This is a genomic window from Paenibacillus sp. FSL M8-0142, from assembly GCF_038597315.1.
Lineage (GTDB): Bacteria > Bacillota > Bacilli > Paenibacillales > Paenibacillaceae > Paenibacillus_AQ > Paenibacillus_AQ lactis.
The window spans coordinates 6,001,713-6,023,581 of sequence record NZ_CP152008.1 but is presented as its reverse complement, the minus strand read 5'-3'; the positions used below and the strand labels follow the sequence as shown (position 1 = coordinate 6,023,581).

At 55.9% G+C, this 21,869-nt stretch carries 23 protein-coding genes; 12 read left to right on the top strand and 11 right to left on the bottom strand.

The genetic code is table 11. The features are described 5' to 3' along the window. Nucleotides 1-19 precede the first annotated feature (19 nt). From NSQ46_RS27355 to NSQ46_RS27345, 3 genes are all read right to left on the bottom strand, one after another. The gene (locus NSQ46_RS27355) at nt 20-511 is read right to left on the bottom strand and encodes a cytochrome c biogenesis protein CcdC (protein ID WP_007130501.1); all 492 of its coding nucleotides are present in this window, start codon (nt 509-511) and stop codon (nt 20-22) included. Between the two features lie 212 nt (nt 512-723). Next, a complete protein-coding gene (locus NSQ46_RS27350; RefSeq protein ID WP_007130500.1) occupies nt 724-1,296 on the bottom strand; it encodes a TetR/AcrR family transcriptional regulator in 573 nt (190 codons plus the stop codon). Further along, nucleotides 1,293-2,018 carry an MBL fold metallo-hydrolase gene (locus NSQ46_RS27345; protein WP_007130499.1) on the bottom strand — a complete coding sequence of 242 codons (726 nt, stop codon included), beginning with the start codon at nt 2,016-2,018 and terminating at the stop codon, nt 1,293-1,295. Before NSQ46_RS27345 ends, NSQ46_RS27350 begins: the two co-directional genes overlap by 4 nt. A 242-nt stretch (nt 2,019-2,260) precedes the next feature. Here NSQ46_RS27345 and NSQ46_RS27340 point away from each other — a divergent pair, with 242 nt between their 5' ends. From NSQ46_RS27340 to NSQ46_RS27330, 3 genes are all read left to right on the top strand, one after another. Then, nucleotides 2,261-2,449, top strand: a complete 189-nt coding sequence (locus tag NSQ46_RS27340; RefSeq protein WP_007130498.1) for a hypothetical protein — start codon at nt 2,261-2,263, stop codon at nt 2,447-2,449. A gap of 265 nt (nt 2,450-2,714) precedes the next feature. Continuing rightward, entirely contained in the window at nt 2,715-3,245 is a 531-nt protein-coding gene (locus tag NSQ46_RS27335; protein ID WP_144867153.1) for a sigma-70 family RNA polymerase sigma factor, read from the top strand. Next, a complete protein-coding gene (locus NSQ46_RS27330; protein ID WP_342575419.1) occupies nt 3,238-4,635 on the top strand; it encodes a DUF4179 domain-containing protein in 1,398 nt (465 codons plus the stop codon). Before NSQ46_RS27335 ends, NSQ46_RS27330 begins: the two co-directional genes overlap by 8 nt. 227 nt (nt 4,636-4,862) lie before the next feature. Here the strand turns inward: NSQ46_RS27330 and NSQ46_RS27325 are convergent, their stop codons facing one another. From NSQ46_RS27325 to NSQ46_RS27315, 3 genes are all read right to left on the bottom strand, one after another. Continuing rightward, entirely contained in the window at nt 4,863-5,273 is a 411-nt protein-coding gene (locus tag NSQ46_RS27325; protein ID WP_007130495.1) for a hypothetical protein, read from the bottom strand. A gap of 186 nt (nt 5,274-5,459) precedes the next feature. Further along, nucleotides 5,460-5,837 (bottom strand): hypothetical protein, encoded by a 378-nt coding sequence (locus NSQ46_RS27320; protein ID WP_007130494.1) that lies wholly within the window; start codon nt 5,835-5,837, stop codon nt 5,460-5,462. Nucleotides 5,838-6,012: 175 nt separating this feature from the next. Continuing rightward, nucleotides 6,013-7,173: a copper amine oxidase N-terminal domain-containing protein gene (locus NSQ46_RS27315; protein WP_244869046.1), complete on the bottom strand. Its 1,161-nt coding sequence runs from the start codon at nt 7,171-7,173 to the stop codon at nt 6,013-6,015. Nucleotides 7,174-7,415: 242 nt separating this feature from the next. Between NSQ46_RS27315 and NSQ46_RS27310 the strand changes: the two genes are divergently transcribed. Further along, nucleotides 7,416-8,495, top strand: a complete 1,080-nt coding sequence (locus tag NSQ46_RS27310) for a lactonase family protein (RefSeq protein ID WP_213613145.1) — start codon at nt 7,416-7,418, stop codon at nt 8,493-8,495. Between the two features lie 162 nt (nt 8,496-8,657). Here NSQ46_RS27310 and sleB read toward each other — a convergent pair whose 3' ends face one another. Continuing rightward, complete coding sequence (sleB, locus tag NSQ46_RS27305) at nt 8,658-9,317, bottom strand: spore cortex-lytic enzyme (RefSeq protein WP_028404758.1); 660 nt, start codon at nt 9,315-9,317, stop codon at nt 8,658-8,660. 383 nt (nt 9,318-9,700) lie between these two features. On the opposite strand from sleB, the gene NSQ46_RS27300 reads away from it, so the two are divergent. The 4 genes from NSQ46_RS27300 (at nt 9,701) to NSQ46_RS27285 (ending at nt 12,963) form a co-directional block, all read left to right on the top strand. Next, nucleotides 9,701-10,795: a sulfate ABC transporter substrate-binding protein gene (locus tag NSQ46_RS27300; protein ID WP_213613143.1), complete on the top strand. Its 1,095-nt coding sequence runs from the start codon at nt 9,701-9,703 to the stop codon at nt 10,793-10,795. A gap of 29 nt (nt 10,796-10,824) precedes the next feature. Continuing rightward, nucleotides 10,825-11,682, top strand: a complete 858-nt coding sequence (gene cysT / locus NSQ46_RS27295; RefSeq protein WP_007130489.1) for a sulfate ABC transporter permease subunit CysT — start codon at nt 10,825-10,827, stop codon at nt 11,680-11,682. A gap of 21 nt (nt 11,683-11,703) precedes the next feature. Then, complete coding sequence (gene cysW, locus NSQ46_RS27290; RefSeq protein ID WP_007130488.1) at nt 11,704-12,567, top strand: sulfate ABC transporter permease subunit CysW; 864 nt, start codon at nt 11,704-11,706, stop codon at nt 12,565-12,567. A gap of 171 nt (nt 12,568-12,738) precedes the next feature. Beyond that, nucleotides 12,739-12,963 carry a YezD family protein gene (locus tag NSQ46_RS27285; RefSeq protein WP_007130487.1) on the top strand — a complete coding sequence of 75 codons (225 nt, stop codon included), beginning with the start codon at nt 12,739-12,741 and terminating at the stop codon, nt 12,961-12,963. A 213-nt stretch (nt 12,964-13,176) separates the two neighbouring features. On the opposite strand, the gene NSQ46_RS27280 is transcribed toward NSQ46_RS27285, so the two are convergent. Beyond that, entirely contained in the window at nt 13,177-14,067 is an 891-nt protein-coding gene (locus NSQ46_RS27280) for a hypothetical protein (protein ID WP_028404760.1), read from the bottom strand. A gap of 217 nt (nt 14,068-14,284) precedes the next feature. Here NSQ46_RS27280 and NSQ46_RS27275 point away from each other — a divergent pair, with 217 nt between their 5' ends. Beyond that, nucleotides 14,285-15,268 carry an alpha/beta hydrolase gene (locus NSQ46_RS27275; RefSeq protein ID WP_213613141.1) on the top strand — a complete coding sequence of 328 codons (984 nt, stop codon included), beginning with the start codon at nt 14,285-14,287 and terminating at the stop codon, nt 15,266-15,268. An 11-nt stretch (nt 15,269-15,279) separates the two neighbouring features. Continuing rightward, entirely contained in the window at nt 15,280-16,032 is a 753-nt protein-coding gene (locus NSQ46_RS27270) for a MerR family transcriptional regulator (protein WP_028404762.1), read from the top strand. Nucleotides 16,033-16,417: 385 nt separating this feature from the next. On the opposite strand, the gene NSQ46_RS27265 is transcribed toward NSQ46_RS27270, so the two are convergent. Next, nucleotides 16,418-17,311: a hypothetical protein gene (locus tag NSQ46_RS27265; protein ID WP_007130483.1), complete on the bottom strand. Its 894-nt coding sequence runs from the start codon at nt 17,309-17,311 to the stop codon at nt 16,418-16,420. A 349-nt stretch (nt 17,312-17,660) separates the two neighbouring features. On the opposite strand from NSQ46_RS27265, the gene NSQ46_RS27260 reads away from it, so the two are divergent. Continuing rightward, the gene (locus tag NSQ46_RS27260) at nt 17,661-18,293 is read left to right on the top strand and encodes an NAD(P)-dependent oxidoreductase (protein WP_007130482.1); all 633 of its coding nucleotides are present in this window, start codon (nt 17,661-17,663) and stop codon (nt 18,291-18,293) included. A 197-nt stretch (nt 18,294-18,490) separates the two neighbouring features. Beyond that, a complete protein-coding gene (locus tag NSQ46_RS27255) occupies nt 18,491-20,233 on the top strand; it encodes an NAD(P)H-hydrate dehydratase (RefSeq protein ID WP_213613139.1) in 1,743 nt (580 codons plus the stop codon). A gap of 27 nt (nt 20,234-20,260) precedes the next feature. Here the strand turns inward: NSQ46_RS27255 and NSQ46_RS27250 are convergent, their stop codons facing one another. Next, complete coding sequence (locus tag NSQ46_RS27250; protein ID WP_007130480.1) at nt 20,261-20,719, bottom strand: hypothetical protein; 459 nt, start codon at nt 20,717-20,719, stop codon at nt 20,261-20,263. 70 nt (nt 20,720-20,789) lie between these two features. After that, nucleotides 20,790-21,698: an SDR family oxidoreductase gene (locus NSQ46_RS27245; protein WP_028404765.1), complete on the bottom strand. Its 909-nt coding sequence runs from the start codon at nt 21,696-21,698 to the stop codon at nt 20,790-20,792. Nucleotides 21,699-21,869 lie beyond the last annotated feature (171 nt).

Below are 21,869 nucleotides of genomic sequence, written 5' to 3'. Positions count from 1 at the left end.
TTTCGTGACACGCCCTGGCTCACATGGCCGCTTCGGGGCCCGTGATTTGCTGATACTGGCGGTACATGGAGATGCGCCAGTGTACGATCATTCCGTATGCGAGCAGGAAGAACAGCGCCGCGGTCTGCGGAATGGAAATATGCTGCTCAATATACCCGTGCAGCAGGAGCCTGAAGGCCAGCAGGCCAAGCAGGATGTAGACAAAGCTGCGAGACTTCTGCATGAAGATCTGCCCGTCCACCTTCTCGAACCGGGTGCTCCGAATGAGCGGATAGGAGAAGATAAACCAGCCGACAAGAAATGCGATGATCCCCCACCATATCGGGATTCGCACCTGCTTCTCCACGAACATCAGAAATCCTGTGCTCATCGCGAGCGGCGGAATAATGATCTTCCTAACGGTTACCGGCCGGTGGCTGGCCTTCATCCGAATGAATATCACCGTCAAGGCCATGACGAGCATCGCGACCGTGGAGCCTATTTGAAGAATTGGGGAATTGAAATCAACCACAATTCAGAACCTCTTTCCCTAAGTAAGATGAGATGGCTATATTCTGTTCCTTGATTATAGCATATTCTCATGACAGGCAAAATGAGGGGCGAGAGAAGCTGTCGCAAGCTTAGTTGTCCGTACACCGGTTCGCGAGACATCGGGCGGGAGCTATCATTGTACTGCGCCGCCTGGACAGGCACACGGAGAGGAAGTGGAGTCTGAATGAACGTTCAGTCTCTGCGCTGTGCGTTCAGTCCCTGGATGAATATCTGGATCATGTACGCGAGGCTTTCGTCCAGGGACAGATCCATGGCAAACTGGCCTCCCCGTTCCAGGGAGGAAAAGCCGTGGCACAGGCTTCGGAGCGTCCGGACCGAGTGCAGTGCCTCGGCTTCTTCAAGTCCGTAGTGGGCGAGCACCTGCAGCAGCAGCCCGACAATGTCATCGCCGATCTGCTTCGTGTCCGCATGGTCGGGTTGGATCGGCTGAAGGGCGGCCTCATATAGGCCGGGGTGCGTTCTGGCGAACTCGACATAGGCGATGCAAACGTGTCGAAGAGCCTCCTCGCCGGAACGGCCGGCGACAGCCTTCAGCAGCCGCTCATGCAGAATCTGGAGGCCATACTGCGTTAAAGCGGCATGCAGGCCGGGAAGCCCATCGACATGGTTATACAGCGACGGGGATCTGACGCCTAGCCGCCCGGCCAGCGCGGCCAGCGTAACGGAATGGAAGCCGCCCTGGTCGGCGAGCTCCGCCGCGGCCTGCAGGAGCTGGTGGCGATCAATGCCGGGTCTTGGACTCATTGCGCAGCCCTCCCGATGCGTTTTTGCGCCTCTTCAATTGCACGCTGCATGCGCGCCTCCGGCTGTGTAATCATCGGACCATGCCCGACGGCCAGCACGGCCGGCTGAAGCGCTGCATGGGCAATCGCGGTCGACAGAGCCAGCTCCTTGCTCCAGGTTGCCATTGCCGGGAAAGGGAACCACGGGCGGAGCACGCCGGAGACTGCCAGCCCGCCGCGGGTCTGCCAGGCGTCCCCGGCGATCAGAATGCCGCTGCGCTGGTCCAGAAACGCCATATGTCCCGGCGTGTGGCCAGGCGACGCGAGCGCTTTAAGCGAGCCGACGCTGTCGCCGTCCTCAAGCAGCACATCCGGCACCGCCTTTACCGCTTTAGGCTTAGGCACGCCGCCGCGGATCGCGGTTTGCGGCTCGCCCGGGAGCAGATCCCGATTGCCTGCGAGCAGCTGCGCATCCCGCCTGGAGATATACACGGCGGCTTGAGGCAGCGCCTTCTTCAACCCGTCGAGGGCGCCGATATGGTCATCGTGGGCATGGGTTAACAGGATGCGCATAATCGGTTTTCCGATCGCCGCTGCGGCTTCGAGGATGCCTTTCTCGGAAAACGGCATGCCGGCATCAATCAGCGTCAGGCCGTCATTTTCTTCAACGAGATAGACATTAACGGGAAATAGGCGGGGCAAAAACGAAACTTGGGTCACCTGTTCGATCATGCGGGTTAACATGGAAATCAATCCCCTCTCGCTCAAAACTAATTATGTTAGTATATTAACTAATATCATTAGTTTTAGCAAGCCTGATTTTAAATATTACTTGAACATGCAAGATGCGACACTAAAAAATTTATAATTTTACCAAAATTTGAGTGCAATTTTATAGCGTATACGTTACCATAAAGAATAGATATTCCGGAAAAAAATGTAGATTATTTTTAAACATTTATGCAAAGGGTGAGAGGGCGGACGAGATGGACTTTTTCAAGCGTATCGTTCTGTTGATGCTGATGTATACCTTCTCGGCAGTGCTGCTGTACGTGGCCAGCGAGCATGCGCCGTATCTGCTTCCGGTCATCTGGTTCTCGGCGCTCTTGCTGTTGCTGTGCGGAATTGCTTACTTAGGCTATCATTATTTATATAAGGGCCGCAGAAGAAGCTAGCAGATGGCCGTATTCGCCTGTCCGACCGCCGGACAGGCTTTTTTGCTGTCTTTTTCAAAATAATAAAACGATTCCCGATGCTGTACGGTCTTTACTATAGTGAGGATTTTGCAAGAATTTAAAGGGCAACTTTCAAACAGAGCAATAAATCGAGCGAACGGTTGAGTTCGTAATTTATTGTACCCGGGAGCGGCCGGAATCGAATTTTGCAAATGTGACACTTTTATACAAAAGCTGCAGGATTCATGGGGGGAAGGAGCGGCGGATGGACGAGAAAGAGCTTGCGCTGGCTGCATGCCGGGGGGATGAGGAAGCGTTTTACACGCTTGTCGCAAAGCACCGGAGACGGTTATACGGGATCGCGTACAGCTATCTGCATAATGAGATTGATGCGCTGGAGGCGCTACAGGAGACGGTGTGCCGGGCATGGATGAAGCGCCGGAAGCTTAAGCAGCCGGAAGCGTTCGTTCCGTGGCTGATTCGGATCTTGATTCATTGCTGCATCGATGAGCAAAAGCGAAAAGCGCGAACGGTGCCGGTGGAGCATGTGCTGGAATCCGGGACGATGTTCGAGATGATCCATGACAGCAAGCTGGATTTGGAGCGTGCGTTAAGCCGGATGAAGCCCAAATACCGGCATGTGCTGATTCTTAAATACTATCAAGACATGACCGTACCCGAAATCGCCGACATTCTGGACTGCCCTGAGGGCACGGTTAAGACGCGGATCCATCAGGGACTAAAGCTGCTGCGGCAGAAAATCGGTGAACCGGGAGGTGCCTTATTCCATGTTTGAGAAGGAAGAGCGGCTGCTGGCTGAAATGAAGCATGAAACGGAGAAGGAATCCATGATGGTGCCCGATGAGGCGCTGGATTCGGCGATTCGGAGCGGGATTCGAGCGGGGGAGCGGAGAGGGAAGAAGCGGTATCGACTTCGCGCTGCTTCTGCCGTGGTCATCGCTGCCGCCGCCGTGCTGCTGCTGACCCTTTGGGGAGGCGGCAGCCCGCCGGGACCCTCGCCGCAGCTCGCCCAAGGGCCGTATCCGCCGCTGACAGGATTCGATATCGCAGACGATATTACGGCTCGTACGGCGAACCGACACGGCTTGATCCAGCCGGTGAACCAATCCAAGTCATCAGGCGAGTACACAGTCACTGTTCAAGGTGTACTAACGGGGCCTCAGCGGCTGCAGGTCTTCTACACGATAGAGAATCACTCTGGCCGTAAGGCAACGGTACTGCGAGAAAAACTGAAGCAGCCGGACACCGGAAAGGAGCTGTCCTACGCCTCCAGCACAGGCGGGGATCCGCTTCTGGAGAAGGGAAAGTGGGCGAGGCAGGTGAATTTTTATTTTGAGGAGAGTACGCCAATCCCCGAAACAGTCACCCTCGACATTGCGGTGGCTCCGTATTCCACAAATACGGTGCACAGCTCGGAGTCCCCGAACGAAGAGGTCATGGAGATGGACCTGAAGCTTGATCTGGAAACGATGAGACGGTTTACGAGCACCGTGCCGTTAAACCGAACGATTGAAGTCCAGGGGCAGACCATGACGCTTAAGGAAGCCGTGCTTTCGCCGGCGGGCATCACAGTGAAGGCAAATATTCCAAAAGAAAATTCGATGAAGGTGTCCGGACTGTTCCAGCCTTATATCGAGTCCAGCAAAGAGGGTTCCTCTGCCGTGCAGCTCGGCAATTCCCTGACGTGGTTGCCGGGTGCCCAGGGAGACATGACGTATTTCTTTGAGAGCGATGCACTCGATCATCCGGACACACTCGTTTTGAAAGCTGGAGGGATGCATGCCGTAGACCGGGACGATATGCAGATCGTCGTGGACGTTAAGCAGAAGAAGGTGCTGAGCTCGCCGGAGGATCGTATTCAGTTCGGAGACTATACGAAGAGCAAGGACAAATATACGCTATCGCTAAAATATGAAGAACGCGATTTCAATCATGGAGCAGTCTCCATCGACTCCCTAGGCTTTACGGATGGGGAAGGAAAGCGGCATGTATTTAAAGAGCAGGAAGGCTCCCGGTCCAGTTCGGAATCGACCGGAGTGGATGGATACTGGAGTACGACGATGTACCTGTATCTGGAGCCCGAGGATTACCCGCAGCCGTTGACCTTTGACGTTAGCAGTTTTCCCGGCGTGATCGAGCAGGCGATCGAAGTGCCGATCCAGTAACGGGCTTCAAGCGGCAATTTAAGTCCGGGCCGCCAGAAGTGCGTTCGGTGCAGCTTGGAAGCTTCACGATGCGGACGATGCAGTCTCTGCCCACGCTCTACTGCCGGTGCAGTCGCAAGCCCCTGTTCTGCTGCCAGTGCATGCGGCCTGCCTTTTTCCCGCCCCCAAAATGACGAAGCCCCTCCGGGATTTTCCGGGGGGCTTTTTGTATCGTTATCTCAACCGAACTACTTCCTGCGCTCGGTCGGCGAGCTTCCTTCCGGGCGCTTGGCGTCGAACAGCTCGATGAGCGGTTTCGGCACGCCGTTCAGCAGCAGCCACTGCCGCAGCGTTTCAATAGCCCGGACGTGGCCGTTCCCCTCGTCCTTCCAGGTCAGCAGCTCGGCGACTTTAATCACCAGGAGCGTAAGCTCGAGCTTGTCCCGTTCGGACTGGTCGGCCCGAACCTTATGGAAGACGGCCTCCTTCTCCCAATCGAGCAGTATTTCTTCCCCAATGGTCGGCCGCATGAGGGAGTAGCTGTGCTCGCAGCGCGGACAGTGAACCGTGGTGAACGGTTCCTCATGGAAATGGGTCTCTACTTCGCAGCCGCACTTGCGGCAGCGGAAGGTGACGCGTACTTCAGTATTGGTCAACATGTCTTGGATGCCTCCTTCGAAGAGAACGGTACCTATCCTTACCCAAAACTTGGAGGAGGTGACCCACACGGACCATGACAGGCTGCCCGCCCGGCACGAAAAAACGGGTCATCCAAGGGGCATTCTGCGTTGAAGCCGCATTCCTTGGATGGCCCGTACAGCTCTTCGCTCGGCCAAGAACAACTCCTACCGTCTTGCACCTTCCCGGACATTTGCCAACACGTTGTACAGGAAAGCCAGAATACCAAGCGTGACCAGGACTCCGCCTACTGCGACGACCGGCTCGACCGATTCGGTTCCGCTCATCAGCAGGAACAGACCGATCATCATGATGGGCAGGCCGATGTTATGGAGCCAGAAATGAACCTTCCCTGCGGCTGACTCCCCTGCGGCGGGGAACAGATAGTAGACGATCCCTGCCAGAGCCAAAGACGCCCAGCCGAGCAGGTTGATGTGCGCGTGAATCGAGCTGTAGGTATAGCTGTGGGAGATCGACATATACATGCCGAGCAGGACACCGATGACGAAATAGACGGCTGCAATTTTGATGAGTTTGATTCCCATATTAGGCCCCCTTCATGGATAACTACTATGATATATGTCCGCTGCGGTGAAGTAGAACCGAAGGAAGGCGGGATTTATCTATCCAAAATAGAAAACCGGCGGCTCCACTAGGGAACCGCCGGTTAAGCATGTGTCCGGTTCATAGGCCGGGCCAGCAGGTTTAATAAGAATTCTATTATTCCAACTCGAGCACATCGTAGATCATCCACTTGCCTTCCGACTTCGTCAGCCAGTATAGATAGGTGGTAGATATCATATCGCCGTCGGCATCATCGCTTTCCTCGATATACAAGACCGCGTCCTCCCCGTCGTAGAAGAGAGGATGGGTCACCTCGGCCTTCAGGTTGAAGTTCAGCTCATCGAAGATGCCGTCTGCGATGCTGCTCTGGAACAGCTCATAATATTCGGAGTTCGGGTGAATGACGGACATCAGCAGCGGGCCATTCTCCGTGTTAAAGCCCTTGTACTGGGTATCGATCACATCCTGAATCGCCTTCAGCTCCGCTTCAGGCACGTTGGCCCGGGAGGCAAGAAATTCGTCGGAGACGTTGTATTCCTGCTCGTACTCCCCCGGGAACGCGAGCTTCCAGACGCCGGAGGCATCCTTCTTGAAGTAGTTATAGCTGTAGATCGTAGTGTCCCAAGTGAAGGGCCCCGAGACGCGCTGGACGGTCGTGGCGACGAACGCTTCAGCCGTTGTGCCCGCAAGCATTACGTCCGATACCTCGCTGGATACGTTAAGGTCAAATTGGAATTGATCCTTATAATATTCGTCGAGTCCTGCCAGAAGCGGGGATTGCGGATGGTATGCCGTTTTGGCCTTGGCGAGATCCTTGGCATTCTCGGCCGCATCCAGCGTGCGGTACAGCTTCTCGATATCGGCTTTCGCCTTGGCGGTCGGCCCTTGGCGGTCGATCTTGATCGTGCGCGCCTTGGCATCCCATTTGACCGGCAGGCCGGTCGCTTCCGCGACGAACCGCAGCGGAACGAGCGTGTTGCCTCCTTGCGTAAACGGAGCGCCCGGAAGCTTGCTCTTCACGCTGTTGACATATGCCACGGACTGGCCGAGCGTCATCTGCAGCTTTTGGTCGATGTATGTCCCCGTAATTTGCTTCTTGGCTCCATCCCATCCAACCGTGTAGTTCAGTGCCTGAAACAGCGGCCGGAATTGGACGTAGGTTACCCCGTTCTTCATGATCGGCGGGGCCTGGAACTTGATTTCCTGGCCGTCCAGGTACACGCGGATACGGCTTTGTTCCTTCGCCTGCACGGCCTGGGCAGCACCGCCGAACAGCAGAAGGAAGGCAATGGCGAGAAGGCTGATTTTTTTGTACAAGTTACTGTCATCTCCCTCATCTAATGATAGAATAGAGTAGTAATCGTGGTAATCGTACATGATAAAACCAGCTCCGGCAATACTTTTCTATGGGACTAATATATGGAATGCCCTGCGGTCTACGCTTGCCCGTTTTTTGCTCAAGTAACGGTAAGACCGGGGCGATGCTGGGTAATACATAGTGAGCGAAGACAAACGCTGATGGATTGGCTTTTCTATCCAATGATAAAGGAGTGGATCACATGACAGCAGGACAGGAACTGATATTTTACATAGGAACGTATAATTCCGAGAAAGAGAATGCCATTCATTGGGGAGCGATGGATCGGAATACCGGAGAGCTGAGGCTTCTCGGCGGTACCGCTGGCATCGAAAATCCGACCTATTTGGATTTTGACGAGTCCATCTCGGTGCTGTATGCCGCCAGCGAGATCGGCGAGAGCAAGGTGGCCGCGTATTCTGCGAATCTCGTAACCGGTGAATTGACCATATTGAACGTCCAGCCTACCGGCTCGTCCGGTGCTTGTCATGTGTCGCGCACGTCCGACGGGAAATATCTGCTTACGACGGGGTACAGCGACGGGCATATTTCCGTGCTGGTTTTGGAGAAGGACGGCAAAGTGGGCGAAATCGTCTCCAAGATTAAGCACAGCGGACGCGGGCTTCGCGATGACCGCCAATCCGAGGCGCATCCTCACTCGGTGTTTGAAGACCCGCAGCATAAATATATCGTCGTCAGCGATCTTGGCATGGATGACGTCAATTTATATCGGCTGGATGAGGGCAAGCTGGTGACACACCGCGAAATCAGCCTGCCGCCGGGTTCAGGTCCGCGCCATGTAGCCTTCCATCCGAGCGGGAAATGGGTGTACGGCACCAATGAGCTGAACAGCACCGTAACGGCTTATGCGTATGATGCAACATTCGGGGATTTGAAAATTCTTCAGCATGCGTCCACGCTGCCGGAGGATGTCGTGATGGACAACAACACGTCCTCCCATCTGCTGGTATCCCCATGCGGCCGCTGGCTGTACGCTTCCAACCGGGGGCATGACAGCATTGTCCAGTATGTCATCGACCAGGATACCGGTATGCTGAGAGCCGTGAATTGGGTTTCTTCCGGTGGAAAAACCCCGCGCCACTTCAATATTCTCCCGGGAGGATTTCTGCTTGCGGCGAATCAGGACAGCAGTCTGATCGCGAGCTACCGGATCGATCCGGACAACGGAAACCTGGTATCGACCGGCTATACGCTGGAGGTTACACGTCCGGTATGCATCTGCCCGGTGGAAAAGGCGAAAGCGAAAGTGATTAGGGGGTAGCATATTGAAGGAAGACGGCCGAGAACAGAGGCTCTTCCCGCGCATAGATAAAGGGGCAGCGATCACCGCCTGACGGTGCAGCTGCCCCTTGCTGTATACCCATTAACGTAGTTGTAATTCCCGGTCACAGTATGCCCGGAGCAGACCTCGGCCAGCCGGAGGTTATCGGGCGAATATATGCTTGCCGATCTGCACGGTCTGCGGTCTGGACCAGATCCAGGTGCTGGTCGCCGTGACCGGATTGAAATAATAGAGCGACTCGTAGGTCGGATCCCAACCCCGCACCGCATCAAGTGCCGCCCTATAGGCGGTTCGGTTCGGCGTCAGCCAATACTGGCCGTCATCCACGGCTGTGAAGGCCCGCGGCTGGAATACGACTCCCCTAATGTCATTCGGGAATTCGCTCGACTGGATACGGTTCATGACAACGGCTCCGACCGCGACCTGACCTTTATAGGGCTCGCCGCGGGCTTCGCTGTAGATGATTTTGGCCATAATGTCCATTTCGGACTGGTTCAGCGTATATTTTTTCAGCTGTCTCCAGGTTTGCGGACCCGTGATGCCGTCGGCAGGCACGCCGTACTCTTTTTGGAAACGCAGGACGGCTGCTTTGGTGTTCGGTCCGTATTTACCATCGAGCGGCTGGGTATAGAAATCAAGCGTTTTCAAGCGATACTGAAGATCCCATACATCTCCGCTGGCGCTTCCGGGCTTTAATGTGGCTGCTGCCTGTACCGGCTGCGCGAACACGGGGATAAACAGAAGAAAGCTTAAGATAAGAGCAGAAATGTTTTTCCGCAATTTCGTTCGTATGATGATCATCTCCTTTCGGGTTGAATTATAAGGACGGAAGCGGCGGCATACAACCATCAGGATATGGAAAATCGCGTAACGGCGGGGGATTTTCCATGAAAAATGGTGCTTTGGACCGAGCATAAATTTACTGGATTTTATTCAAAAAAAAGGTTTGACAGCAGCACCGTGACTCATTACAATTACAAATAACACACTAAACAGGTAGGAATTATTATATATCGTTCTCACCGTACGGACGGAGGAACGCTCCCAAGCATGAAGCAGGGTCCTAAGCTTTAACAGGCCGGGTCCCACGCTCATTTCATGCTGCCGAGCCTTCCTCTGTCTTTTTTTTGGACTGATGATCCTGCGGCCTGTTTAGTAGAGAAAAATAAGGGAAGTGGTCTGGTATGAACAAAGCGTTGAAATTAGGGGTTCTGTCAGGATTAACGATGCTGCTCGCCGTCATGCTCACGGCGTGCGGATCGGGTACGCAGGGAGAGGGCAAGAATGCGGCGGAAGGAAATACACCTAAAGCTTCGGAGCCCGCACCAGAGGGCGCCAAGGAGAGCGTAGAGCTGCTGAACGTGTCCTATGATCCAACGAGAGAGCTCTACGATCAGTACAATAAGGCATTTGCCGCGTATTGGGAGAAGGAGAAGGGGCAGAAGGTTACGTTTAAGCAGTCGCACGGCGGCTCGGGCAAGCAGAGCCGATCGGTTATCGACGGCCTGGAGGCCGATGTTGTAACGCTGGCGCTCGGCTATGATATCGATGCGATCCGCCAGGCCGGGCTAATCGAAGAAGGCTGGGAGAGCAAGTTCGAGCATAACAGCTCCCCGTACACGTCTACGATCGTGTTTCTCGTTCGCAAAGGCAATCCGAAGGGGATCAACGATTGGCCGGATCTGATCAAGGAGGGCGTCGAGGTTATCACCCCGAACCCGCAAACCTCCGGCGGAGCACGCTGGAACTATCTCGCGGCATGGGGCTATGCCCTCAAGGCGAACAACAACAATGAAGCGAAGGCGCAGGAATTCGTGAAGGAACTGTTCAAGCATGTACCGGTGCTCGACAGCGGGGCGCGCGGCGCGACAACCACCTTCGTGGAGCGGGGCATCGGCGATGTGCTCCTGGCATGGGAGAATGAAGCCTACCTGTCCATCAACGAACTCGGTCCCGACAAATTCGAAATCGTCAATCCGTCCGTCAGCATCTTGGCCGAGCCGCCGGTCGCCGTTGTTGATAAGAATGTCGACAAGCGCGGCACACGGGAGGTCGCTGAAGCCTATCTGAAGTACCTGTACAGCGAGGAAGGACAGACGATTGCGGCTGACAATTACTACCGGCCGACGCTGGCTAGCGTAAGCGAGAAGTATAAGGACAAGTTTCCGGAGATCGAGCTGTTTACGCTGAAGGACGTCTTCGGAACATGGGAGGAAACGCAAACGAAGCATTTCAATGACGGCGGAATCTTCAATCAAATTTACGTGCCGGGCAGCTGATCGGCCTAAAAGGCCGAAGGCGGAAAGGAATGAGTGAGATAATGGCTGTGCTTAAGCGACAGAAAAGGAGCGGCAATCGCAGCGTGCTTCCCGGATTCGGGGTCGGCATGGGAGTTACGGTATTTTACATGAGCTTGATCGTGCTGGTGCCGATGTCGGCTTTGCTGCTGAATCAGACGGGGCTGACCTGGGAGAAGTTCTGGTCGGTCGCAGCCGACCCGCGGGTACTGGCATCCTATCGGGTCAGCCTGACGACCGCCGCATTGGCGGCTCTCGCGGATACCGTGCTGGGCTTGCTGCTGGCATGGGTGCTGGTCCGCTATGACTTTCCTGGCAAAAAGCTGTGGGATGCGCTGATCGACCTGCCGTTCGCCCTGCCGACGGCGGTGGCCGGCGTCGCCCTGACGGCGATCTATTCCGCCAATGGCTGGATCGGGTCGCTGCTTGAACCTCTCGGGATCAAAGCCGCGTTCTCGCCGCTAGGCATTACGCTGGCTCTGATGTTCATCGGCATTCCGTTCGTCGTGCGAACGGTGCAGCCGGTGCTCGAGGACGCGGAGCGGGATACCGAAGAAGCGGCTGCGACGCTTGGCGCGGGGAGATGGCGGACCTTCCGCACGATTATCCTTCCGACGCTGATCCCGCCCCTGCTGACGGGCTTCGCCCTTGCTTTCGCCCGCGGCATCGGGGAATACGGCTCCGTCGTCTTTATCTCGGGCAATATGCCGATGAAGACGGAGATCGCGCCGCTCCTGATCATGTCGAAGCTGGAGCAGTTTGATTACGCCGGGGCAACGGCAGTGGCTTTGCTGCTTCTGCTCATCTCCTTTGTGCTCTTGCTCGGCATTAACATCCTGCAGCATTGGACGCGGAAGACCGCGCGCTGACCTTGGAAGGAGGGAATGACGATGGCTGGAATTGTTCCTGCGGCGGCATCCGTGAAGAAGGGGGCCTCGGCGTCCCCGGCGGCCGAGGAGAAGCGCTGGGTGAAGTGGACGTTGATCAGCCTGGCCGGACTCGTGCTGCTGTGGCTGATCGTCCTGCCGCTCGTCACGGTGCTGACGGAGGCGCTTAAGAAGGGCTGGGATGTGTATATCGCGGCTTTGTCCGACCCGGATGCGCTATCCGCGCTTCGGCTCACCTTGCTGGTGGCCGCCATTGCGGTGCCGCTCAATACGATCTTCGGCGTCATCGCAGCCTGGACGATTACGAAGTTCAGCTTCAAGGGCAAGCAGCTGCTCGTGACGCTGATCGATCTTCCTTTTGCCGTATCGCCGGTGATCGGCGGGCTGATCTTCGTGCTGGTCTTCGGCCGTCAGGGCTGGTTTGGCCCATGGCTTGCGAGCCATGATATCAAAATCATATTTGCCGTCCCCGGCATCGTGCTGGCAACGCTGTTCGTGACATTCCCGTTCGTGGCCAAGGAGCTCATTCCGCTCATGGAAGAACAGGGCACGAAGGAAGAGGAGGCGGCCGTGACGCTCGGCGCGAAGGGCTGGCAAATCTTCACGCGGGTGACGCTGCCCAACATCAAGTGGGGCCTACTGTACGGTATCATTCTGTGCAACGCGAGAGCCATGGGCGAGTTCGGCGCCGTCTCGGTCGTTTCCGGTCATATCCGCGGAGAGACCAATACGCTGCCGCTGCATGTCGAGATTTTATACAATGAATACCAGTTCTCGGCATCGTTTGCCGCAGCCTCTCTGCTCCTGCTTTTGGCGCTAATCACCTTATTATTTAAAAATTGGCTTACTCGGAAAAATGTCCATTGACAGTCGTTTCCATCCCGTGCTAATGTAAAGTTAATTCATAGTATACGGGTTGGAAAAGAGAGAATAAACCTTCGGATGCAGGAATGTTATCTTGTACCCCCGCAAGCATAAACAGATCAAGCATCCGTATATTCACATATTTTGGGCCCTGCCCGTTAAGGAGGCGTATCCATGGCTAAACCTCTTAAAGTAGATGAAAAGTGGCTTGAACGCATTGCAGGTCTGCTAAACGACATGGAATTTGGTTCGCTGCAAATTGTGGTGCATGAGGGACAAATCGTTCAGATGGAACGAACGGAGCGTAAGCGGTTTGAGAATACGGCCTCCGGAGCGGCCAAATCGGCAGGGCAGTCCCGGGGTTCGGGTCAGCAGAACCGGAGTGCCAACGTGAAATAATCGTTGGGGCCGGCAGAACCGGATTGTCAACGTGAAGTACAAGTGACATAGAGAAAAAGAGCACTTCCGCGTATCGTAAGCTAACTTACGAAGCGGAGGTGCTTTTTTTTTTTTTGTATCCACTATAACCCGGTTGGCCGGGTACCGTCAGCAGGTCGCGCACATGGAATGAACGCGCACCAGCCTGCGGCATTAGCACGGAAGTCTGCGGCTTTAGCGTCCGCCTTCTTCGTCCGGGGATGCCGGATCGCCGCCAGTCTGAGCGGTGCCCGGCTGCTGCACGAACTGATCAAGCAGCTCCGGATGCCCCGCATACGGACGCTCCCGTCTTCTGCGCGTCACCGTGAAGCGAAATCCGGCAATGTACAGGAGAATCTGGGTAGTCAGTACATAGGGCGAGGCTTCGGCCCATACCAGATTGAGCAAGGCTAAAGCGGCAATCAGCAGATGAAGCAGGATGTAGATCAGCCCGTGGGATTTCTTGCGGGAGTCCATGAGCAGCCGGTAAAAAGAAACGGTAGCAATCATATTCGACAGCCATAAGCACCATTCATAAGGGTTGGTCCAGCCTTGGTGCTCCTGTAGTCCCTGGACAAGGTTTGCGGTCCACACAATAGCCGCCGCCAGGGATAAAGCCGGTATGGCCGGCTTCAGCAGCAGCCACAGTCCCATGCCCCAGCCAGGCTGCTCCAGCCGTTTTACAAGCTCGTCGCGCTCCTGCACCAATTGATTGATCTCGCGGTTCAGCTGCTTATACAGCATCATGAGCCTCGACTCATCGCGATCGCTCAGAAAGATATCGATCTGCCCGTGAAGCTCGTGTGTCAGCCGATCCGCGGTTTTGCATTCCTGCAGCAGCCGGATCAGCTGCTCCTCGGGAACAGCGCTTCGGCCCGGATGATCAATCAGGGTGCTAAGCGGGCCTGCCAGCTTCGTATAGAGCGATAGGGATTGCCGGATGCGGGAGAGCGAGTCCTTGCGCGCTCCCAGCAGGCGTGATGCGCTATATATGTATAGGCCCGAAAATACGGCAGCAGCAAGCAATACCGCCAGCAGCCCGTTCAGCGAGCCGAACAGATCGTAAATCCAATCCGTAAGGGACAAGCGGATCCCTCCTTCATTATTCTATTTTCACTATTGCATAAGAAGGAAATGATTTCAAGCCGATTCGAAGATCGATAGGGACAGATTAGGGACATAAACGCAAACGACATAATTATGATTAACCCTGGAAAGGGAGAACGCGAGCAGGCAGGGGTTCAGCGGGGGTTGTCTATAACGTTACGTTATAGACTATAGTGGCCTCAGGAGGGGATATGAAATGAAACGGAAAAAAAGATGGATCGTCCTGGGCAGCATTCTCTTTGCAATACTGGCCATACTGACGCTAGTCGGTTTTCTATTCAGAGATGATGGTTCGATGAGCGGCTTTGTTACAGCGGAAGGGCGGAAGGAATATATGACGGCTTATCGAGAGGCGATGGGTTACTTGCCGAAACCGGCGGAATCCCTGAGGATCCGTACGGATTTCGGAGAGGTGCAGGTCTACAAGTTCCAAAACGGTGACACGCCGGATAAAACGCCGCTGCTGCTGCTTCCTGGAAAGGGATCCGCAACCCCCATGTGGGAAGCCAACCTGAACGATTTCCTTGAGCATCGCCCTGTATATACGCTTGATTTGATCGGAGAGCCTGGATTGAGCACGGAAACAAGCCGCATTCGTACGGCTGCTGATCAAGCCGTCTGGCTGCAGCAAGTGTTGGACCAGCTGCCAGAATCGGAACTCCATTTGCTGGGACTGTCGTTCGGCGGGTGGAGCGCGGCTAATGCGGCACTCAAGCATCCCGGTAACATTCAGTCGCTCATCTTGGTGGATCCGGTCTATGTGTTCGGCCCGATTCCCTTTAAAATGATCTTAGCATCCATTCCTGCGACCGTTCCCATTGTACCCAAACCGATCCGGGAGAAGATGCTCAGTTATATCTCCGGCGGAGCCGAAGTGGATGATAGCGACCCGACCGCCAAATTAATCGAAACCGGGATGCGGACGTTTAAGAGCAAGCTGCCCATGCCGGAAACCATCAAGCCGGAACAATTAGCCGAATTGAAGATGCCGGTGCTCGGTATATTGGCCGGAAAGTCAACGATGCACGATTCGAAGAAGTCTTATGAGACCGGCGTGAATTCCTTGAAAGACCCTTTGAGCAAGATGGTGATTTTTGAAGAGGCCTCTCATGCCATTAACGGGGAATATCCCGATGCGTTGTCTGAAACGATAGAAGCCTTCTTAGATAAACTCGAGTGAGGGATGGGATTATGGGAAAAAAATATTCCGTAAAAGAAATCAGCCAATTGTCGGGAGTCACGCCGCGAACCGTTCAGTATTACGACAATGAAGGGATACTGAAGGCGGAACGGGACGAGTCGGGGCATCGGGTTTATTATGAAAAACAACTATATTTGCTGGAACAGATCATGTTCTTTCGGGCGATCGGCTTTTCATTAAGCAAGATCAAAGAACAATTGATCGTAGGTACTGAGGTCAAAGACATCGAGCGTATTCTGGATTATCAGGCATCGGTGCTGTATTCGCAAAAAGAGAGCATACAGGCCAAGCTTGACGGCTTGCATGTGGCCAAGGAATTGATGAGCGAAGGTTACGAGGTTCCTTGGGAGCTGTTATCCCATCTTATGCGATCCCTGGACGAGGTCGATATGTCGACGTGGGGAGAGTACGAATATTCGGAAGAAGACTTGCGTTTGTTTCAGGAAGTTTTTGATTCGGAGCAGGCGGCCCTGGATTTTTACAATAGGTTCCGAAAAATATCGCTCCAAGCGGCAGCGTATAACGCATCCGGCGTTCCCGTCGAGTCCGAATTAGCCAGAACCTTGGCGAAGGAATGGCAGGGAATGGTCCGCCACGCGACACAGGGTGACGAACGGATCCTCTCCGCCTTCACGTCGGTCGACCATAATCGAGACCGATGGAATGCCGGAGAGCGCCGCCTGATCATAGAGGCCGAGGAATATTTGCAAGAAGTCTTGAAGCGCTATCCTGACGACCTGTAAAGGTGAAACGCATTACTTTTAGGTTTTTGGTATTGCCCCAAATAAACAGTGTTTCCTCAGGGAAACAAAAGGGGGCGAGCCGCATATATTGAACTAAATCATCACTGCTTGCAGGGAAGAGAGGGAGGGGCGGGATCATGGAAATGCAGGTGAAAAAAGCGCCGTTTTGCCGCGCGAAGATGACGGTGGGATATGTCTTGCTTCTCTTGTTAACCGTTTGAGATCGACCGGGCGAGATGCACGGCGGAATGGACGAATTGGGAAGCCAGCAAAAAAGATGGCGTCAGAGGAACAGCCTCTTGAATACGCCATCTTTTTTATGTTGTCTGCTGACATTGCAGAAATCTAAGCTTATCGGCAATTTACAGGCAAGGGGCTGACCCTCTTATCGGCCGGATTCGTACAGCGCTCTCCAGCTTCGGTATTCATGGATCGCAACACCGGAGAAGGAGGAATGTGAGCCAGCCATGGCGTCGACCTTGAGCAGCTGCTCTTCCATAAAGGAGACGCCCTCCTCGTAGAAGGTGATAAACTCCCCTTCATTGCTGGATTTCGTTTCGACTGCGATCAGCGCTTCTTTTCCGAGGGCATCTGCTTCTTTAAGCTCCGCAGCCGCCAGGTTATAGATATTCGCAGCCGTGTCGCGGTAAGCCATAATCGCGATTTGATCGAACTGGCCGATCATCCAGCGGCTGATCGTCATCGATTGATCCGGAAGGCTATACGTATGCAGCCAGAACGTAATATCCGCGCCGACCGGCAGGTCCAGGCAGTGGGCCCGGCTGACCAGATAGCGGACATTGGATTGCCACTGCTCAACGAGCCAGTCGCGGTCCGTTTTCCATTGGGGCAGCGTATGCGGCTCGATATCGACATGAATGCCGGTAAAGCGTTCTTCCGGAGCGGCAGCAGCCTGATATTCGGCGGTCCAGTTGAGGAACGTATCGATCCGGTGCCGCTCCGACTCCAATGCCCAATTCGACGCGCCGCCGAGCACATGAACCTGAATCCCGTTCTCCCCGGCAAGCCGGATGAATTTGCGGTAATGCTCGGGACGTACATCTTGATTCATTTGGAGATAGATGAGATTGACGCCTTGACGGGAAGCGAAGCCGATAATATCATCCGCCGAGCTTTGGATCATCGAGGTGTGCCATAACCAGGTGGCTTTGAGATGGGACTGTGCCTTCGCAGGCCCGGGGTGAACGGACATGCCGGTCAGCATCAGCAATCCGCAAGCGAGACAGAGCGTCAGGAAGCGAAGGGCGTGCTTTTTCATTGTTGAATGGCTCCTTTAATAAAAAATCGGGTATACCTAGCATAATTCGACAATCGAAGAAACGTTGTCAGGGCGGATGATCGATTTTATATGCAATCGGATTTCGTAATTATGCACTTACGTTTACTATCGGAAATGTACATCATGCTTTATATAGGTCTATAGTCTCTATGTTTGGAGAAAAAATGAAATTGTGGGAGTTTGAACCCCGCAGACTGGGGATAAGTAAATAGAAGGCGCGTCTTGCGTCTTTCGTCAGCCTGCCAAAAGAAGCTTGGTGGTGAATGGATTGTTCCATATTCGATCGACTGAAATGTACTATAATTGTGAACAGAAGGAGCGATGAATGATGAACATAGCATTGATAGGAGCAAGCGGTACGATCGGGCGGCGAATTGCAGAGGAGGCTTTGCGGCGCGGCCATGAGGTGACGGCGATTATGCGCAACCCGGAAGGGCTTGACACCGAGCATGAGCGGCTGAAAAAGCAAAAGGCGGATGTCATGGACCCTGCCTCGCTGGAAGAGGCCATTCGAGGTCATGAGGCGGTGATTTCCGCCTTCGGCCCGTCATTCGGACAGGAGGAAGAGCTGGTCGCTGCGGCCCGCACGATCGTGGAAGGGACAAGACGCGGCGGCGTATCCCGTCTGCTCATCGTCGGCGGCGCGGGCAGCCTGATCACGGACAGCGGCGTTCCGCTCATGGAGACGCCCGAATTTCCTGAGGAGATCCGGACGCTCGCGCGTGCCCATGCGGATGCTTACGATCTGTACGCGCAGAGCGGTCTTGAATGGACATATGTCAGCCCGGCGGCGATCATAGAGCCGGGGAAACGCACGGGCCAGTTCCGCATCGGGATGGACCGGCTGGTGACGGACGAGAGCGGGGCAAGCCGCATATCCGCGGAGGATTATGCGGTAGCCATGATCGACGAGCTGGAGGATCCGCAGTTTATCCGGGCCCGCTTCACGGTAGCGTACTAGATACGCCTGAGCCTTCTGCTGTAGCTGAATTTGTGTCGAACAAGCTTCAATAAAAGCAGCCCAAGGTTTTGGGATCCTTGATCCTTTGGAGGCATGTTTCAATCGTTGATGGTTCGATCCAGCGAACAAGCGAACCACAGGGCGATTGTGCCAGAACCGAAGCACAGGAATATATCGAAGCGAAGGGGAGAGCTTGGATGTATGTTGTAACATCGGAGCAGATGAGGCTGCTCGACCGCCATACGATCGAGAAGATCGGCATTCCGGCGGCAGCGTTGATGGAGAATGCGGGCAGGGTGATCGCAGAGGAAGTGCTGAAGCTATGCCTGCACAAGAGAGCCGGAAGCGGATGGATGGCGGAAGCCTGGCATGGCCCGGCGGCGAATGATGCTGCGCCGCAATGCGGCGCTGCGGATGGTGCTGCGCGGCGGGGCGCCTGTACGCCCGCCGGCGCATCCGAAGCGGGCGCGTCAGCGCCGCTTCGGGGCTTGGGCCCTGCCTGCCCGCCGCCTGTGGCGGTGGATGAGCTTCTGCCGGCCGAAGCGGCCGGGCAGGAGCACTGGCTCATCCTGGCGGGCAAGGGCAACAACGGCGGCGACGGCGCAGCCGCCGCCCGCTATTTGCGTGACGCCGGCATGCGCGTCACGCTTTACGCCGCCGAGCCGTCGACGCTTGCCGGCGAGGCGGCACTGCAGCGGGATGCCGCAGCTGCGCTCGGCATCCAGGTTCTGGTCCACGGCAGAGATGCCGTGGACTTCCGCGCGTTCACCGGGATCGTGGACGCGCTGCTGGGCACGGGATCGGCGGGCGCCCCCCGCGGGGCTTACGCCGAATTGATCCAGGCCGCCAATGCGAGCGGCCTTCCGATCGTGGCCGCGGACATTCCGAGCGGACTGGACGCCGACACCGGCGCGCTGCACGAGCCGTGCATCTCGGCCGAGGTGACGGTGTGCCTCGCCTTTCTGAAGCGGGGACTGGTGCAATATCCCGGCGCCGGGGCCGCGGGTCGTGTGGTCGTGCGATCCATCGGCATTCCCGCCTCCCTCTGCCGGGACCTTGGCATCGGCACCTACCTGCTGACGCCGCATGTTCTGCGGACGGTCCTTGATGCCGATGTTGCCCGCCCCCGCTCTCCGGAAGGGCATAAGGGCACCTACGGGCACGTGCTTACTGTAGGAGGCAGCCGCACGATGAGCGGTGCAGGCCTGCTCGCTTCCCGGGCGGCCCTGCGCGCGGGCTGCGGTCTCGTGACCTGGGCCTTGCCCGCAAGCCTGGTGCTGCCGCTAAGCGGTGCGGCCCCGGAGGTCATGCTCGCCCCCGCTACAGGCGAGGAGAGCGGAGGCTATTGGGACGAAGCTTCCGCCGAGCGGGTGCTGGAGCTGGCCAAGACGCGGGACGTACTGGCAGTAGGTCCCGGGCTTGGCCGCTTCGAGGGGGACACCGGATGGCTGCGCAAGCTGTGGGAAGGCTGGGACGGGCCGATGGTCGTGGATGCCGATGCGCTGAACATGCTGTCATCGGCAGACGTCGTTGACGCCTGGAAGGTTCGTCCGGCGGCAACGGTGCTCACTCCGCATCCCGGCGAGATGTCCAGGCTGCTCGGCATCTCTACGGCCGAGGTGCAGCGGGACCGAATCGGCGTCGCTACCGAATATGCGGACCGGTACGGGGTTACGCTCGTCCTCAAGGGCGCGCGTACCATTGTCGCCTCACCGGACGGCAGCGCCTATATCAACACAACCGGCACCTCCGGCATGGCGACCGGCGGAACCGGGGATGTGCTGACCGGCATCATCGCCGGCCTGCTGGCGCAAGGATATTCCGGTCCCGGTGCCGCTGCGCTCGGCGTGTGGCTGCACGGGCGCGCCGGCGAAGAGGCGGCCAGACGCCGCGGGCACCCGGCTTCCATCCTTGCCGGCGACGTCATCGATGCCCTCTAAAACATACGCTTCCAACGGCACGGGCGTTTAGATCGCCCAGCACAGCAGCGGTACGGCAATGGCAAAGATCGGCGTGATCAAAGAATGGGCAGGGAAGGCATGCTTCCCCCATAGAAACAGCAGCAGCGTCACTGCTCCCAAGGCGGCCCGGATCCACAACTGGTCCGGGCTTCCGCCGTTGAACAAGGCGAAGAAGCCAAATCCGGCCGCCGCATACAGCCCGATTTGCAGGCTTTTGGCGCGCTTGGGCAGAAGGGACAGCAGGGCATCGGCAACCAGCGAGGCAATCAGCGCATAGCCGTAGACCCATTCCTTCTGCTCCATGGAAAGTCCGAGCAGCTCGGCCGGCTTCTCCGTCCCGGCGGGCCATACCTGACCGATTACCGTGAGCAGCAACAGTACGACGCCGGCGCTGGCCAGCTTGTTTAATGCGTAGAGTCCGACGTCCATCCGTCCACTGGACCATTTGGCATTTCCATTGTTCATACCGACACATCCTCTGTATATGATGACAAAGTTTTGAAGCTATGGAGCTTCTGAAGTTAGCGGCCCCGGATTAGCTGGTCACCATCTGACCTCCGTTTACATGGATTGCTTGACCGGTCACAAACGATGAATCGATGGAGGAGGCCAGGTATACATAAGCCGGAGCAAGCTCATAGGGCTGTGCCGCCCGCTTCATGGGCGAATCGGTGCCGAATACGGCGACTTCCTCGGCCGGGAAGCTGGAAGGAATAAGCGGCGTCCAGACCGAGCCGGGCGCAACCGTGTTGACGCGTATGCCTTGATCGACCAGCGAGAGGGCCAGTGACCGGGTAAGCGAGACGATCGCCCCCTTAGTGGAGGAATAATCGATCAGCTCCTTGAAGCCCGCGTAGGCGGTAATCGATGCCGTATTAATGATCGAAGCGCCGGCTTTCAGATGCGGCAGAGCGGCCTGAATCATAAAGAAGAACGGGAAAATATTCGTCTGGTAGGTCTGGTACAGCTGCTCCTCCGTAATGTCCAAAATACTCTGCTGGACATATTGGACGCCATGATTGTTAACGAGCACGTCCAGCCTGCCGAACTCGGCAAGGGTTTGCCGGATGACAGCCTCGCAATTTTTTTTGTAGCGCAAATCGATTTTAATCGGGATGCAGCGCTGCCCAAGCTGTTCGATTCGGGCTTTGGTGACTTCCGCATCCGATGTCTCATATAAGTAGGGGATGACCAGATCGGCGCCTTCCTTGGCAAAAGCAATGGCTGCCGCCTTGCCGATTCCGCTGTCTCCTCCGGTCACGATGGCGACTTTGCCTTCCAGCTTGCCGCTGCCGCGATAAGCCGGGTCTTCCGTAATGGGAACCGGCTTCATCAAGCTTTCAAGACCGGGCTGAACGGGTTGATGCTGCGGCGGGAACGCAATAGGCTGCTCCTTGCATACCGTTTTGAAGCCGATATAAGGGATGGGCTGCTCAGCATTCATGACAATCCTCCTCGGGCATAGATGACATTGCATCCACGGTGATGTTTTATCTCTATGCATTCGCCCAGTTCGGGGTGCGGCCTCATTACAAGATATTCACAACATCCTGCAAATAGTGTGTTAAACTGTTTCCAAATTGATGGAAGTGTTGGGATTAACGGGAATGGTCCG

What these genes read in the sequence shown, in the direction of transcription:
- NSQ46_RS27300 (WP_213613143.1), top strand. Translation starts at nt 9,701, where the DNA reads ATGAACAAAGCGTTGAAATTAGGGGTTCTGTCAGGATTAACGATGCTG.
- NSQ46_RS27255 (WP_213613139.1), top strand. Translation starts at nt 18,491, where the DNA reads ATGTATGTTGTAACATCGGAGCAGATGAGGCTGCTCGACCGCCATACG.
- NSQ46_RS27250 (WP_007130480.1), bottom strand. Translation starts at nt 20,719, where the DNA reads ATGAACAATGGAAATGCCAAATGGTCCAGTGGACGGATGGACGTCGGA.
- NSQ46_RS27310 (WP_213613145.1), top strand. Translation starts at nt 7,416, where the DNA reads ATGACAGCAGGACAGGAACTGATATTTTACATAGGAACGTATAATTCC.
- NSQ46_RS27320 (WP_007130494.1), bottom strand. Translation starts at nt 5,837, where the DNA reads ATGGGAATCAAACTCATCAAAATTGCAGCCGTCTATTTCGTCATCGGT.
- NSQ46_RS27265 (WP_007130483.1), bottom strand. Translation starts at nt 17,311, where the DNA reads ATGAAAAAGCACGCCCTTCGCTTCCTGACGCTCTGTCTCGCTTGCGGA.
- NSQ46_RS27275 (WP_213613141.1), top strand. Translation starts at nt 14,285, where the DNA reads ATGAAACGGAAAAAAAGATGGATCGTCCTGGGCAGCATTCTCTTTGCA.
- NSQ46_RS27350 (WP_007130500.1), bottom strand. Translation starts at nt 1,296, where the DNA reads ATGAGTCCAAGACCCGGCATTGATCGCCACCAGCTCCTGCAGGCCGCG.
- NSQ46_RS27340 (WP_007130498.1), top strand. Translation starts at nt 2,261, where the DNA reads ATGGACTTTTTCAAGCGTATCGTTCTGTTGATGCTGATGTATACCTTC.
- NSQ46_RS27335 (WP_144867153.1), top strand. Translation starts at nt 2,715, where the DNA reads ATGGACGAGAAAGAGCTTGCGCTGGCTGCATGCCGGGGGGATGAGGAA.
- NSQ46_RS27325 (WP_007130495.1), bottom strand. Translation starts at nt 5,273, where the DNA reads ATGTTGACCAATACTGAAGTACGCGTCACCTTCCGCTGCCGCAAGTGC.
- NSQ46_RS27345 (WP_007130499.1), bottom strand. Translation starts at nt 2,018, where the DNA reads ATGTTAACCCGCATGATCGAACAGGTGACCCAAGTTTCGTTTTTGCCC.
- cysW (WP_007130488.1), top strand. Translation starts at nt 11,704, where the DNA reads ATGGCTGGAATTGTTCCTGCGGCGGCATCCGTGAAGAAGGGGGCCTCG.
- NSQ46_RS27260 (WP_007130482.1), top strand. Translation starts at nt 17,661, where the DNA reads ATGAACATAGCATTGATAGGAGCAAGCGGTACGATCGGGCGGCGAATT.
- sleB (WP_028404758.1), bottom strand. Translation starts at nt 9,317, where the DNA reads ATGATCATCATACGAACGAAATTGCGGAAAAACATTTCTGCTCTTATC.
- NSQ46_RS27270 (WP_028404762.1), top strand. Translation starts at nt 15,280, where the DNA reads ATGGGAAAAAAATATTCCGTAAAAGAAATCAGCCAATTGTCGGGAGTC.
- NSQ46_RS27330 (WP_342575419.1), top strand. Translation starts at nt 3,238, where the DNA reads ATGTTTGAGAAGGAAGAGCGGCTGCTGGCTGAAATGAAGCATGAAACG.
- NSQ46_RS27285 (WP_007130487.1), top strand. Translation starts at nt 12,739, where the DNA reads ATGGCTAAACCTCTTAAAGTAGATGAAAAGTGGCTTGAACGCATTGCA.
- NSQ46_RS27245 (WP_028404765.1), bottom strand. Translation starts at nt 21,698, where the DNA reads ATGAATGCTGAGCAGCCCATCCCTTATATCGGCTTCAAAACGGTATGC.
- cysT (WP_007130489.1), top strand. Translation starts at nt 10,825, where the DNA reads ATGAGTGAGATAATGGCTGTGCTTAAGCGACAGAAAAGGAGCGGCAAT.